Annotated in this window: 15 protein-coding genes; 12 read left to right on the forward strand and 3 right to left on the reverse strand. The window is 58.3% G+C overall.

The features are described from left to right. Both ACSQ9D_RS04255 and ACSQ9D_RS04260 read right to left on the reverse strand, forming a co-directional pair. The gene (locus tag ACSQ9D_RS04255) at positions 1-951 is read right to left on the reverse strand and encodes an IS630 family transposase (RefSeq protein ID WP_436281282.1); all 951 of its coding nucleotides are present in this window, start codon (positions 949-951) and stop codon (positions 1-3) included. Between the two features lie 136 nt (positions 952-1087). Continuing rightward, complete coding sequence (locus ACSQ9D_RS04260) at positions 1088-1669, reverse strand: LabA-like NYN domain-containing protein (protein WP_024313696.1); 582 nt, start codon at positions 1667-1669, stop codon at positions 1088-1090. Between the two features lie 286 nt (positions 1670-1955). Here ACSQ9D_RS04260 and rpoZ point away from each other — a divergent pair, with 286 nt between their 5' ends. The 12 genes from rpoZ (at position 1956) to ACSQ9D_RS04320 (ending at position 12105) form a co-directional block, all read left to right on the forward strand. Then, the gene (rpoZ, locus tag ACSQ9D_RS04265) at positions 1956-2360 is read left to right on the forward strand and encodes a DNA-directed RNA polymerase subunit omega (RefSeq protein ID WP_436281283.1); all 405 of its coding nucleotides are present in this window, start codon (positions 1956-1958) and stop codon (positions 2358-2360) included. Between the two features lie 100 nt (positions 2361-2460). Then, the gene (locus ACSQ9D_RS04270; RefSeq protein WP_436281284.1) at positions 2461-4710 is read left to right on the forward strand and encodes a RelA/SpoT family protein; all 2250 of its coding nucleotides are present in this window, start codon (positions 2461-2463) and stop codon (positions 4708-4710) included. Between the two features lie 184 nt (positions 4711-4894). Further along, positions 4895-5044: a DUF3563 family protein gene (locus ACSQ9D_RS04275; protein WP_065814341.1), complete on the forward strand. Its 150-nt coding sequence runs from the start codon at positions 4895-4897 to the stop codon at positions 5042-5044. Between the two features lie 142 nt (positions 5045-5186). After that, positions 5187-5771 (forward strand): DUF2062 domain-containing protein, encoded by a 585-nt coding sequence (locus tag ACSQ9D_RS04280; RefSeq protein ID WP_436281285.1) that lies wholly within the window; start codon positions 5187-5189, stop codon positions 5769-5771. Continuing rightward, positions 5768-6172 (forward strand): holo-ACP synthase, encoded by a 405-nt coding sequence (acpS, locus tag ACSQ9D_RS04285; RefSeq protein ID WP_436281286.1) that lies wholly within the window; start codon positions 5768-5770, stop codon positions 6170-6172. The genes ACSQ9D_RS04280 and acpS overlap by 4 nt, the downstream gene beginning before the upstream one ends. A 115-nt stretch (positions 6173-6287) precedes the next feature. Then, a complete protein-coding gene (lepB, locus tag ACSQ9D_RS04290) occupies positions 6288-7031 on the forward strand; it encodes a signal peptidase I (RefSeq protein WP_007790507.1) in 744 nt (247 codons plus the stop codon). After that, entirely contained in the window at positions 7028-7747 is a 720-nt protein-coding gene (gene rnc, locus ACSQ9D_RS04295; RefSeq protein WP_436281287.1) for a ribonuclease III, read from the forward strand. Before lepB ends, rnc begins: the two co-directional genes overlap by 4 nt. Before the next feature lie 8 nt (positions 7748-7755). Continuing rightward, positions 7756-8694: a GTPase Era gene (era, locus tag ACSQ9D_RS04300; protein WP_436281288.1), complete on the forward strand. Its 939-nt coding sequence runs from the start codon at positions 7756-7758 to the stop codon at positions 8692-8694. A 128-nt stretch (positions 8695-8822) separates the two neighbouring features. After that, complete coding sequence (locus ACSQ9D_RS04305) at positions 8823-9575, forward strand: Crp/Fnr family transcriptional regulator (protein ID WP_436281289.1); 753 nt, start codon at positions 8823-8825, stop codon at positions 9573-9575. Positions 9576-9807: 232 nt separating this feature from the next. Next, the gene (locus tag ACSQ9D_RS04310; RefSeq protein WP_037117079.1) at positions 9808-10170 is read left to right on the forward strand and encodes a response regulator; all 363 of its coding nucleotides are present in this window, start codon (positions 9808-9810) and stop codon (positions 10168-10170) included. Between the two features lie 66 nt (positions 10171-10236). Then, complete coding sequence (recO, locus tag ACSQ9D_RS04315; RefSeq protein ID WP_436281290.1) at positions 10237-10995, forward strand: DNA repair protein RecO; 759 nt, start codon at positions 10237-10239, stop codon at positions 10993-10995. Between the two features lie 108 nt (positions 10996-11103). Then, the gene (locus ACSQ9D_RS04320) at positions 11104-12105 is read left to right on the forward strand and encodes an aldo/keto reductase (RefSeq protein WP_436281291.1); all 1002 of its coding nucleotides are present in this window, start codon (positions 11104-11106) and stop codon (positions 12103-12105) included. On the opposite strand, the gene ACSQ9D_RS04325 is transcribed toward ACSQ9D_RS04320, so the two are convergent. Then, positions 12102-12959, reverse strand: coding sequence for an MOSC domain-containing protein (locus ACSQ9D_RS04325; RefSeq protein WP_436281292.1), 858 nt, complete (start codon positions 12957-12959; stop codon positions 12102-12104). The genes ACSQ9D_RS04320 and ACSQ9D_RS04325 overlap by 4 nt on opposite strands. Between the last annotated feature and the right edge of the window lie 4 nt (positions 12960-12963).

Here is a 12963-nt window from a genome sequence, read left to right on the forward strand (position 1 = left end):
CTAAATCGCCTCATACCCTGCGGCCTTGAAGTAGTTTCGACATTCTTCAACGGGGAACAGTGCACAGATGTCGCTCAGGGCATTTGATATTGCGTCGAAACTCCTTGCGGCTTTCTTTCGTAGGAGCGTCTTGAGTTTCGAGAAGGCCATTTCGATCGGGTTTAGATCGGGCGAGTACGCAGGTAGAAAAAGCAGCCAGGCACCCTTTTGTCTGATGAGATTTTCGGCCTTTTCGCTTTTGTGGAAACGAACATTGTCGGCAATCACGACGTCGCCCTTGGATAGAGTTGGGACGAGTTGCGTTTCGATCCAGGTCTCGAATATCTCGGCATTCATTGGCGAGTTGACGATCCATGGGGCGACCATGGAATGCGATCTGAGGCCAGCGATGAACGTCTGCGTCTTCCAGGATCCGAAAGGCGCATGACTGCGGTAACGGTGGCCCTTTGGCGACCATCCGGAGCGTTTTGTCAGCTTCGTGTTCGTTGACGTTTCATCGATAAAAGTAAGGCGAGCCAGAGCCTTATCGAAGAATGGCTTGCGCCTTTCGAGCCATAGACTTCTCGCCCGAGCGATTTCCGGGCGAAGCTGCTCGCTTGCCATGAGGCTTTTTTTATGGCTCAAACCGAGCCGGTGCAACATGCGTCCAACGCTCGAGCGATGCACAATGACGCCGCGCTCTGCAAGCTCGAGGCACAATTCGTCAAGCGTCAAATCACCCTTCTCAGCCATACGTTCACGGAACCATGTTCCATGGTCGCTCAACTTGCCGCCGCCGACATGGCCCTGTCGTCTTGGCAACAGAGAGCCCGTTTCACGCTTCAGGATAACAAGGTTATTCACAAACCGAGGCGACACACGGAAATGCCGAGACGCCTCGCGATGGGTGTTACCTTCTTCAACGAACGCAACAACACGGGAACGCAACTCGATCGGATGTGATTTGCCCATGATCGGTCTCCTTCCAGCTACGAAGGAATCACAAATCGGCCGATTCGAGAACCTGAATCAAAAAACGGGCGACGCGCTTTAGTCAACCGCCGGGCCGGCATTTCTGCCCGGACGTCATGGCACTCCATTGATCGGCTTAAGCTTCCAGATCGGTTGGCGTCGCGGTTTCGGTTGGCCGCGGTGGTCGCTCCGAGGGATCCCGCCCGATTTCGCTCTTCAAGGACAGAAGGTCGATGAAATGATCGGCCTGGCGACGCAGGTCGTCGGCAATCATCGGAGGTTGCGTTGCCATCGTTGAGATGACCGAGACTTTTCGGCCCTTGCGCTGGAGTGCCTCGACAAGCGTCGTGAAGTCTCCGTCGCCGGAGAAGATGACGAGATGGTCGACGGTTTCCGATTGCTCCATGGCGTCGATCGCAAGCTCGATGTCCATGTTGCCCTTGATCTTTCGGCGGCCCATCGAATCCGTGAATTCCTTTGCCGGCTTCGTCACGACCTTGTAGCCATTGTAGTCCAGCCAATCGATCAGCGGGCGAATGGAAGAGTACTCCTGATCTTCGATCAGTGCCGTGTAGTAGTAGGCGCGCAAGAGATAGCCGCGTTTCTGAAACGCCTTCAACAGCTTGCGGTAGTCGATATCGAAACCAAGACTTTTGGACGCAGCGTAGAGATTGGCGCCATCGATAAAAAGAGCAATTTTTTCGCGTGGATCAAACATCGCGTACCAATCCAATGTGAGCAATCGTGATGCTTCCGTCAAAATCCAAGAAAACAATGGGTTATGCGGTCGCTTGGAACAATTCTTACTTTATGAACTATTCATATAAGAAAGATTTAGGGCACGATTCGCGATATTCCAAGCAACTTTTGGTGGAAATCCGCTTTCCGTTCCAAAATTCGCCGTCTTCGCCGGTTGGGGCTTGGCGCAATGAAAACTTGAATTTGTCCGGTTTTAATTGTATCGGGCGTGTTAATCCCGAGATCAGGACCGTAAAGGACAGGCAATGGCCCGTGTCACCGTAGAAGACTGCATTGATAAAGTTGAGAACCGCTTCGAGCTGGTTCTGCTTGCCAGCCACCGTGCGCGGCTGATTTCCCAGGGCGCCTCGATCACCATCGATCGTGACAACGACAAGAACCCGGTTGTGGCTCTTCGCGAGATCGCCGACGAGACGCTTTCTCCGGATGATCTCAAGGAAGATTTGATCCACTCGCTGCAGAAGCACGTCGAAATCGACGAGCCCGAGCCCGATCCGGCGAGCCTCATTGCAGCTGGCAGCGGCGCTGCGGCCGACAGCGAAGAGCAGGATGATCTGCCGGAAACGATCACCTTCGACCAGATGTCGGAAGAAGAGCTTCTGGCTGGCATCGAAGGCCTCGTGCCGCCGGAAAAGAGCGACGATTACTAATCGTCAACCTTGCGCCGTTATTGCTTCGGCATATTATTGCATATCATGTGCGCCAATCCGTGATTGGCGCGCTTTTCTTTTTTAATGGAGTGGTTTCGGGATGATGCGGCAGTACGAGCTCGTGGAGCGGGTTCAGAAATATAAGCCCGATGCCAACGAAGCCCTGCTGAACAAAGCCTATGTCTATGCAATGCAAAAGCATGGACAACAGAAGCGTGCCAGCGGCGATCCCTACATCTCGCATCCGCTGGAAGTTGCCGCGATCCTGACCGACATGCATCTCGACGAGTCGACGATCGCCGTCGCGCTGCTTCACGACACCATTGAGGACACGACTGCGACGCGCGCCGAGATCGATGAACTCTTCGGCGAGGACATCGGTCGGCTGGTTGAGGGACTGACGAAGATCAAGAAGCTCGATCTCGTCACCAAGAAGGCCAAGCAGGCCGAAAACCTGCGCAAATTGCTGCTCGCCATCTCCGACGACGTGCGTGTGCTGCTCGTCAAGCTTGCAGACCGTCTGCACAACATGCGCACATTGGATCACATGTCGCCGGAAAAGCGTGCGCGCATTTCCGAAGAGACCATGGATATCTATGCGCCGCTTGCCGGACGCATGGGCATGCAGGACATGCGCGAGGAGCTGGAAGACCTCTCCTTCCGCCACATTAACCCGGAGGCCTACGAGACCGTCACTGGGCGGCTCGAGGAGCTTTCGAAGCGTAACGAAGGTCTAGTCAAGAAGATCGAGACCGAATTGGGCGATCTGCTCGTTGCGAACGGGCTGAATAGCGCCATCGTCAAGGGACGCCAGAAGAAGCCTTACTCCGTGTTCCGCAAGATGCAGTCGAAGTCGCTGTCCTTCGAGCAGCTTTCGGACGTCTACGGCTTCCGCATCATCGTCGATGATATTCCGGCTTGCTACCGGGCTCTCGGTATCGTTCACACCCGCTGGCGCGTGGTTCCCGGGCGCTTCAAGGACTATATCTCGACGCCGAAGCAGAATGACTACCGTTCGCTGCACACGACGATCGTCGGCCCGTCCAGCCAGCGCATCGAGCTTCAGATCCGCACCAAGCGGATGCACGAGATCGCGGAGTTCGGTATCGCCGCCCACACGCTCTACAAGGATGCCGCTTCGACCTCTGACAACGATATCCTGTCGCGTGAGTCCAACGCCTATTCATGGCTGCGACACACGATCGAGGCGCTTGCCGAAGGAGATAGCCCCGAGGAGTTCCTGGAGCATACAAAGCTCGAGCTGTTCCAGGATCAGGTCTTCTGCTTCACCCCCAAGGGCAAGCTGATCGCGCTTCCGCGAGGCGCGACCCCAATCGACTTTGCCTACGCGGTTCACACCAACATCGGCGACACGACAGTCGGTGCCAAGATCAACGGTCGTATCATGCCGCTCGTGACCCGGCTGGCAAATGGCGATGAGGTCGAGATCATTCGCTCCGGCGTGCAGGTGCCGCCTGCAGCCTGGGAAGAGATTGTGGTAACGGGCAAGGCGAGGGCCGCGATCCGCCGCGCCACCCGATTGGCCATCCGCAAGCAATATGCCGGGCTCGGCCATCGCATTCTGGAGCGCACCTTCGAGCGGGCCGGCAAGATCTTCTCGCGCGAAGCGATGAAGCCCGCGCTCCATCGGCTTGGGCAGAAGGATGTCGAAGATGCCATCGCCGCTGTCGGTCGTGGCGAAATGTCGTCGCTCGACGTATTGCGCGCCGTTTATCCGGACCATCTGGAAGAACGCGTGACGGCCAAGCCGAGCGGTGACGACGGTTGGTTCAACGTTCGCAGTGCCTCGGGCATGATCTTCAAGATACCGGGCAAGGCGAAGTCGGGTGTCGACGGCGCGGCCGCAGACCTCAAAGCCGATATCGGTATGGATACGATGCCCATCCGCGGCATTTCGAGCAATGTCGATGTGCAGTTTGCGCCGACCGGCGCCGTACCCGGTGACCGCATCGTCGGGATCATGAATACGACGGAGAAGGGCAACGGCATTACGATCTACCCGATCCAGTCGCCGACGCTGCAGCGTTTCGATGATCAGCCCGACCGGTGGATCGATGTTCGCTGGGATCTCGACGAGGCCAACAAGTCGCGATTCATGGCGCGGATCATGGTCAATGCCTTGAACGAGCCCGGTACATTGGCAAAACTCGCACAGACCGTTGCAGGTGTCGACGTCAATATCCGCGTGTTCAACACGGTGCGCGTCGCAACCGACTTCACCGAAATGACGCTTGATGTTGAGGTCTGGGACCTTCGGCAGTTGAATCAGCTGCTTGCTCAGCTGAAGGATCTGGAATGCGTCGCGACGGTCCGCCGGCTCTACGAGTAGGCCGACGCAGCCGGTTGGCGGGCCATCTGCACATTTTGTGATCGTTTCGTGACGAAAATCGCACTGATATAAGGCTAGATATGCGCACGGCGCATGGCTGCGCCTATGTTAGAGCGTTGGTAATTGCTGCCGTGAGCGCCTATCTTCCAGTCATCAGGAAACGAACAGAAGATGAGGCAAAGAAATGTTTACACCGATCAAGAAGATCGCCCGCGCACTGCGCGCACCGACTGCTGAAGAACGCGAAATGGCTTACCTGAACGGCTCGTTTGACCGTATCGATCTTGAATATCGTCAGCGTCAGGTCGACCGCGGTCTGTTCCGCATTCGTTAATATCGGATCTATACTCGAAGAATGGAAGGGGCGTATTGCATATCACGCCCCTGGTGAGTGCTGCAGACTGCAGCAATCAAATAATGACTGAGATGGTTTGACGCTCTTGTCACGCCGGTGCGGGTTGCACTACATACGCGCCATGTTGTTCCGACGTCGAAAACCTGCTGGATTTCGTGAAAAAGTGCGTGAGTTGCTATGGCCTCGCAAGGGATTCTTGCGGCCGCTGCGCTATCTCACGATGCGTGTTCTGCGCTTGACGGCGTCGCCGCACGCCGTCGCCATGGGTGTGGCCGCAGGGATTTTTGTGTCCTGGACGCCCTTTATCGGCGTTCATTTCGTTATGGCCTTCGTGCTCAGCTATCTCTTCTCCGGCAATATGGTCGCCGCCGCGCTTGGTTGCGCGGCTTTCGGCAATCCGCTGACCTATCCCTTTATCTGGGGGGCGACCTGGGAGATCGGTCACCTGCTGCTCGCTCGTCAGGATACGATGCAGGGGCACCAGATCGATCTTGGCGCCCTATTCCATGAGTTGCATTTCTCCGAACTCTGGCGGCCCGTTCTCGAGCCGATGCTTATCGGCTCCATCCCGCCGGCGCTTTTGACTTCCGTCATCGTCTACTTCGGAACCTTCTACGCCGTGAAGGGCTTCCAGACGCGCCGCCGCGAGCGTCTGATGGAACGTGCCCGCATGCGGCTGCTACACGCAGTACAGGAAACCGTATGATTATCGGCATCGGCAGCGATCTCATCGACATCAGGCGCGTCGAGAAATCCCTCGAACGCTTTGGCGAGCGCTTCGCCAATCGCTGCTTCACCGAGGTCGAGCGGGCGAAGTCCGACCGGCGCGCCAATCGCGCGGCCTCCTATGCCAAACGCTTTGCGGCCAAGGAAGCCTGCTCCAAGGCGCTTGGGACAGGCATGGCGCAAGGTGTTTTCTGGAAGGATCTCGGCGTCGTGAACCTGCCGAGCGGCAAGCCGACGATGAAGCTGACGGGCAGGGCGGCCGAGATGCTCCAGTCATTGCTGCCGGCCGGCCACAAGGCTGCCATTCATTTGACGATAACGGATGATTACCCCTTGGCCCAGGCCTTCGTCATCATAGAGGCCCTGCCGGAAAGTGCCTGATCAGCGACGTAGAGTCGCTTTTAATGTTGGCGCCATTGCCGCAATCGGCCGAAGCCGCTAGAGAGAAGCAAACAAGAGTTGCGCCCTTGACGGTGCATTGAAGGAATAAGACTGCGTGTCCGAAAAAGTCGAAACCAAGCCGAACGCCCTCTGGGAAAACATCAAGGTCATCGCCCAGGCGCTGATTTTGGCGATGGTTATCCGAACGGTGTTTTTTCAGCCGTTCACCATTCCCTCCGGCTCGATGATGCCGACTTTGCTTGTGGGCGACTACATCTTCGTCAACAAGTTTGCCTATGGCTATTCGAAGTACTCGCTGCCTTTCTCGCCGAACCTGTTCAGCGGCCGTATCTTCGCGAGTGAGCCGAAGCGCGGTGACATCGTTGTCTTCCGTTTCCCGCCGAATCCCGATGTCGATTACATCAAGCGGCTGGTCGGTCTTCCCGGCGATCATATTCAGGTCACGGAAGGCGTTCTCTACGTGAACGGCAAGCCGGTTCCGAAGGTGCCGGATGGCACGTTCAATTCCGACTACGCGCAGGATCCGGGCCAGGACGTGCCGGTTTTCCGCGAGACGCTGGATAACGGCGTCAGCTACGACACACTGGACCAGTCCCCGGTTTCCCGTGGCGACAACACGCGCGAGTTCATCGTTCCCGAAGGTCACTACTTCATGATGGGCGATAATCGCGACAATTCGCTCGACAGCCGCTTCGATGTCGGCTTCGTGCCTGCGGAGAACCTGGTCGGTCGAGCCAGCGTCATCTTCTTCTCGCTCGGCAACGACACTTCGTTCCGCGAGATCTGGAAATGGCCGACGAACATGCGTTGGGATCGTCTCTTCAAGGGCGTTGAATGAGTAAGGCGCAGACGCTCTCGGCGGCGGATCGGACAAGGCTTGAAGCCCTGATCGGTCACGAGTTCGCCGAGAAAGAGCGGCTGGACCGGGCGTTGACGCATGCCAGTGCCCGCACGCAGAAAGGCGGCAACTACGAGCGGCTGGAGTTTCTTGGCGACAGGGTGCTTGGCCTTTGCGTCGCGGAACTGCTCTTCCGCACGTTCGGCGCGGCGACAGAGGGCGAACTTTCGGTGCGCCTCAATCAGCTCGTCAGCGCCGATACCTGTGCGGAAGTCGCCGATGAACTCGGCCTGCACCTCTTCATTCGCACCGGCGCCGACGTGAAGAAGCTGACCGGCAAGCGCATGATGAATGTGCGCGCTGATGTGGTCGAAAGCCTCATCGCGGCGATCTACCTCGACGGCGGTCTGGAAGTTTCCCGCCGGTTTATCCTGAAATTCTGGGAGAAGCGGGCAGCACGGGCCGACGGCGCGAGGCGCGACGCGAAGACCGAGTTGCAGGAATGGTCGCATGCCAAATTCGGCATCACGCCGATCTACCGGGTTGAAGAACGCACCGGACCGGATCATGATCCGCGCTTCACGGTGACAGTGGAGGTCGCCGGTGTTCAGCCCGAAACGGGCATTGAGCGCTCAAAGCGGGCTGCCGAGCAGGTCGCAGCCACACGAATGCTGGAACGCGAAGGCATTTGGCAGAAATCCTCTGCCGGAAACTGACGGGATAAATGACGGAAGAACACGATATGGCGGATGACGCCCCTGAAACTGCGGGCGCGACACGGTCGGGCTTCGTCGCTCTGATCGGGGCGACCAACGCCGGCAAGTCGACGCTGGTCAACCGCCTGGTCGGTGCCAAGGTCTCCATCGTCAGCCATAAGGTGCAGACGACGCGCGCCATCGTGCGCGGCATCGCGATCCACGACAATGCGCAAGTCGTGTTCATGGATACGCCTGGTATTTTCAAGCCGCGGCGGCGGCTCGACCGCGCCATGGTCACATCGGCCTGGGGCGGCGCCAAGGATGCCGACCTGATCATGTTGCTGATCGACAGCGAACGCGGTCTGCGCGGTGATGCGGAAGCCATTCTTGAGGGCCTCAAGGAGGTGCATCAGCCGAAAATCCTCGTCTTGAACAAGATCGACCGCGTCAAACGCGAAGATCTGCTGGCGCTCGCGGCAGCCGCCAACGAGAAGATTGACTTCACTCATACCTTCATGATCTCGGCCGAGAATGGCTCCGGTTGCGACGACGTCATGGACTATCTGGCAAAGACGCTGCCCGAGGGACCTTGGTACTATCCCGAAGATCAGATTTCCGATCTGCCGATGCGCCAGCTTGCGGCGGAGATTACCCGCGAGAAGCTGTTCCTGCGCCTGCATCAGGAGCTTCCCTATTCATCGCATGTCGAGACGGAGAAGTGGGAAGAGCGCAAGGACGGCTCGGTCCGGATCGAGCAGGTGATCTACGTCGAACGCGACAGCCAGAAGAAGATCGCGCTTGGCAAGGGCGGCGAAACCATCAAGGCGATCTCGTCGGCGTCCCGACGGGAGCTCTCCGAAATCCTCGAGCAGCCGGTCCATCTTTTCCTGTTCGTGAAGGTTCGCGAAAACTGGGGCGATGACCCCGAGCGCTTCCGCGAAATGGGGTTGGATTTCCCGAAGTAGGACTGCCCCTTCTACGGCTTTGTTTCTATAGTAAAAACTGCCGTGTGGAACAACGCTCGGGGTTCGGGTGTTCCTATGTGAAGCGCGCCAATCCCGGCGGCGCTCTTCCTTTGAGCACAAGGGCCTGTATGGCGACCCCGCGCCCCACTTCCTCGTTCAAAACGCCGTGCGAGCGCTGTCCGTTGCGTGCTATGGCGACATTCAGGGCGTTCAGCAGCGAAGAACTCGAATTCGTTTCGAAGTTCAAGAGAGGCGAGCTGGCCGTGGATGCCGGTGCCACGATCCTCGTCGAGGGCGCACATAGTGCGCACCTGTTCACCGTTCTTTCCGGCTGGGGCTTCCGCTACAAGGCACTGGAGGACGGGCGCCGGCAAATCCTGAACTATGTCATGCCGGGTGATCTGATCGGTCTTCAGGGAACGATCATGGGGGAAATGCAGCATTCCGTCGAAGCGTTGTCGCCTGTGTCCCTTTGCGTCTTCGAGCGCGACAAGCTGATGACCCTCTATACCAAGCATGCGTCTCTGGCCTTCGACATCACCTGGATTGCTGCCCAAGAAGAACGCATCCTTGACGAACACCTGTTGAGCATTGGCCGTCGGACGGCGCTCGAACGGGCCGCCTACCTCATCGCCTTCCTATTTGAGCGCGGAAGGGTGTTGAAGCTCTTCAACGGCGATGCCTCGATTCCGATCACGCAGCAGCATGTGGCCGACACGTTGGGCCTTTCGATTGTTCATACCAACAAGACGTTGAAAAAACTCGCCAATCGTAACCTCATCCGCTGGCAGGAGCGTGCCTGCGAGGTGCTCGATGGCGAAGGCCTGATGGATGCTGCCGGCTGGGAGGGGCTCGGAGAAAAAGTCCGTCCATTCATATGATACGCTTCGCCGGCATGTCTTTTCTAAATGCACATCACGCGAAGGGGACCTAAGGTCCTCCGTGCCATCTTTCTTCCTGCTTTGCTTTTTATCGACGCGAAACGAAAAAGCGGCTATGCAAGTTAAGCGGTAAATGGTTGTCGGCCTATGAGCCATGGGGCGTCAGAGGTGGAAATCCGGGAAATGCAATGCCGAGCGTCTTCGATGACACTCAGCGAGGGGCGTATTGGGTATGAAGGCAAACCGTGTTCTGGTCCTTGAGGACAGTTTGATCATCGCGATGGAAGCCGAGGATATCCTTCGCCAGGTGGGCGTGGAAACGATTGGTATCGTCTCAAGCCTCGACCAGGCAATGGAGGCGACCAGGACCGAGACCTTCGATTTCGCGTTGCTGGACGTCAACCTTGGCGAAGTCATGAGCTTTGATTTCGCCCGTCATTTGGCCAACATCAATATCCCGTTTGGGTTTGTGAGCGGCTATTCGGACACGAAGGATTTTCCCGAAGACCTCCAGAATGTGCCGCTGCTCGTCAAACCGTTTGGCGAATCGGCGATGCGCGACTTCCTTCAGAAGCTCTTCCCAGCCAGCGTCTAATGCCTTTTCATGACAGAGCACCGGTGTTGCGGTAGGATCGAATCGAAGGTTTAAGGTTCGCATCCGATGCAGTGGCACGACCGGGCAATCATCTTGGGCGTCAAGCGCCACGGCGAGACGAGCGTTATCGCCGAGGTGATGACGCGTGAGCGCGGGCGCCATCTGGGTATGGTCCGTGCCGGCCGGTCGCGGGCCATGCAACCTGTCCTTCAGCCCGGCAATGAGGTCGAGGTCACATGGCGCGCGCGCCTTGATGAGCACCTTGGCGAGTTTCGCATCGAGCCGCTGACGTTGCGGGCCGCGCGCCTGATGGAAACGGCGACTGCCGTCTATGGTGTGCAGGCCATGGGCGCGCTGCTGCGGTTTTTGCCGGAACGAGATCCGCATCCGCATCTCTTCGAAGCGCTTGAGGTCATCCTCGACAATCTCCACAATCCGGCCGATGCCGGTGAGCTTTTTGTCCGGTTCGAACTCGCAGTTCTGAACGACCTTGGTTTCGGCCTCGATCTGACCGAATGTGCCGCTACGGGCGCGCGTTGCGACCTTGCCTATGTGTCGCCGAAGTCGGGCAGGGCGGTCAGTCGGACTGCGGGGGCGCCATGGGCGGACAAGATGCTGCTCCTACCGTCATTCCTGAACAGCGAGGCGAACTGCGCGGCCGATATCGACAGCCTCAACGCTGCGTTCCGCTTAACGGCATTCTTTCTCCATCGCCATGTCTATGAGCCGCGCGGAGTTGAGGCGGCGGCTGCACGCGAGGGCTTCGTTCAGGCGGCGCTGAAAGCACTGAAGGCAGCCGCCACGCAGGACGAACTGCCGGCCTGATCGACCGCTTTTCATTGGTGAAAAATATCATGCAGAGCAGGTGCTTTACGCGCCTCACGCGCCTGCCTATTTCGATTGCATGCAGCCCAGCGATCGGAGGAGTAGACGATGCTGACCAAGCCCAATGTGACGACCACGATAAACCTCTGGAACAATTATGAAATACCCAGATTGGGTATGGGCTGCTGGGCGATCGGCGGGCCGTTCTATGCCGGCGATACGCCGCTCGGCTGGGGCGAGGTCGATGACGACGTGTCCGTCGCCGCCATTCATCGCGCAATCGAGCTCGGTATCCGTTTCTTTGATACGGCTTCAAACTATGGGGCGGGGCATTCAGAGGAGATCCTCGGGCGCGCGATCGGCAACCGCAGTGATATTGTCATCGCGACCAAGTTCGGTTTTGCCACCGACCCCGAGACAAAGCAGGCGACCGGCGCCTTCGCCGATCCAGCTTTCATTCGCCGCTCGGCCGAAACATCGCTCCGTCGGCTGAAGCGGGATCGCCTCGATCTGCTCCAGTTTCATCTGAACGATTTTCCGCTGGAGCAGTCAGACGTGGTCTTCGAAACGCTGGAGAATCTGCGCAGCGAGGGCAAGATCGACGCCTTCGGCTGGAGCACCGATTTTCCGGATCGTGCTGCACGACATGCCGAGCGTCGTGGTTTCGTTTCCATCCAGCACACGATGAACGTCTTCGAGCCGGTGCCGGATATGATCTCGGTGATCGAACGGCATGGACTGATCTCGATCAACCGCGGGCCGCTCGCGATGGGGTTGCTCAGCGGAAAATTCCGCGCCGACACGAAGGTCGGCGACAAGGATGTTCGCGGTGCGAGCCTCGATTGGATGGTCTATTTCAAGGATGGGCGCATCGCGCCGGAGTTCGCAGCCCGACTGGAGGCGGTTCGCGAGCGGTTGACGTCCGACGGTCGAACTCTGACGCAAGGGGCTCTGGCGTGGCTCTGGGCGCGCTCACCCCGAACCTTGCCGATCCCGGGCTTCCGCACCGTCGCCCAGGTTGAAGAAAACGCCGGTGCGCTGGCCAAAGGACCGCTATCGCCAGCGGTCATGATGGAAATAGACGAGGCGCTTGCGCAGGTTTTCCCCTAGTCGCGGTGTCGAATCTTGAAAGCCCAGCCCTCAGGCCTCTCTTCGATGACCTTGACCGGGTCGCCGATCGCTATCCGACCTATCCCACGAGGCGTGACATTCCAGCCAAAGAGCGGGCCGGGTACGCGCCGGTCCGCCGACATCCGAATGCGGCCCATGGCTGGCATCGGGTTGGGAACGTCGCGCGATCCGGTCGATTGGTCCTGCGTCGTCATGATGCAGCGCGCACAGGGTTTGACGAGATCGAAACGAATGCCTCCGATTTCGATCGCTGCCCAACGATCTTCCTGCCAAGCTTCATCGGTATCGAGGACGATGTTGGGCCGGAACCGCTCCATGCCGACACCACCTTCGCCGTGCCTTTCGAGGTCGGCATTCAGTGCCCGTAGGGAGCCGGTCGTCGTCACCAGGATCTGGTAGCCATCGGCAAATGTAACCGGTGTGCCTTCGCCGGCCCATTCTGCGCTGGCGGAGCGCCTGGCATCCTCATCGAAAAACACCAGTCTCACGTCTCGCCCAAGCCAAGCGGAAAGTTGGTCATTCGCCACGTCATCGGCAACCGCAGCATTGACGATGGACTTCCAGATCGAAACGTCCATTCGCCTTGCGGCCATCGGGATCTGCGCAATCATCTGCTTGTCACCACCCATGGTGAGATGGAACTGAGAAGGCCCGGCCTGCACGGCAATGCGCGCAAGCTCGGGCAGCTCGCGCTGTGTGATAAAGTGTCCGCCCCGATCAGTGATCATCGCGCGCCGGTCGCCCGGCAGCCCGGATGCATCGATCTCCGAGGACGGCAGGGCAATACCTCGAGCACTCTTGAGCGGATAGATGAAAAGATCGGTGATACGCATCAAG

It is taken from the genome of Rhizobium sp. LjRoot258 (genome assembly GCF_964254185.1).
GTDB lineage: Bacteria > Pseudomonadota > Alphaproteobacteria > Rhizobiales > Rhizobiaceae > Rhizobium.

Coding starts and splice junctions, on each gene's coding strand:
- ACSQ9D_RS04260 (WP_024313696.1), bottom strand. CDS start 1,669: ATGTTTGATCCACGCGAAAAAATTGCTCTTTTTATCGATGGCGCCAAT.
- rpoZ (WP_436281283.1), top strand. CDS start 1,956: ATGGCCCGTGTCACCGTAGAAGACTGCATTGATAAAGTTGAGAACCGC.
- ACSQ9D_RS04280 (WP_436281285.1), top strand. CDS start 5,187: ATGTTGTTCCGACGTCGAAAACCTGCTGGATTTCGTGAAAAAGTGCGT.
- ACSQ9D_RS04275 (WP_065814341.1), top strand. CDS start 4,895: ATGTTTACACCGATCAAGAAGATCGCCCGCGCACTGCGCGCACCGACT.
- ACSQ9D_RS04270 (WP_436281284.1), top strand. CDS start 2,461: ATGATGCGGCAGTACGAGCTCGTGGAGCGGGTTCAGAAATATAAGCCC.
- recO (WP_436281290.1), top strand. CDS start 10,237: ATGCAGTGGCACGACCGGGCAATCATCTTGGGCGTCAAGCGCCACGGC.
- ACSQ9D_RS04325 (WP_436281292.1), bottom strand. CDS start 12,959: ATGCGTATCACCGATCTTTTCATCTATCCGCTCAAGAGTGCTCGAGGT.
- ACSQ9D_RS04310 (WP_037117079.1), top strand. CDS start 9,808: ATGAAGGCAAACCGTGTTCTGGTCCTTGAGGACAGTTTGATCATCGCG.
- ACSQ9D_RS04305 (WP_436281289.1), top strand. CDS start 8,823: ATGGCGACCCCGCGCCCCACTTCCTCGTTCAAAACGCCGTGCGAGCGC.
- ACSQ9D_RS04320 (WP_436281291.1), top strand. CDS start 11,104: ATGCTGACCAAGCCCAATGTGACGACCACGATAAACCTCTGGAACAAT.
- rnc (WP_436281287.1), top strand. CDS start 7,028: ATGAGTAAGGCGCAGACGCTCTCGGCGGCGGATCGGACAAGGCTTGAA.
- era (WP_436281288.1), top strand. CDS start 7,756: ATGACGGAAGAACACGATATGGCGGATGACGCCCCTGAAACTGCGGGC.
- acpS (WP_436281286.1), top strand. CDS start 5,768: ATGATTATCGGCATCGGCAGCGATCTCATCGACATCAGGCGCGTCGAG.
- ACSQ9D_RS04255 (WP_436281282.1), bottom strand. CDS start 951: ATGGGCAAATCACATCCGATCGAGTTGCGTTCCCGTGTTGTTGCGTTC.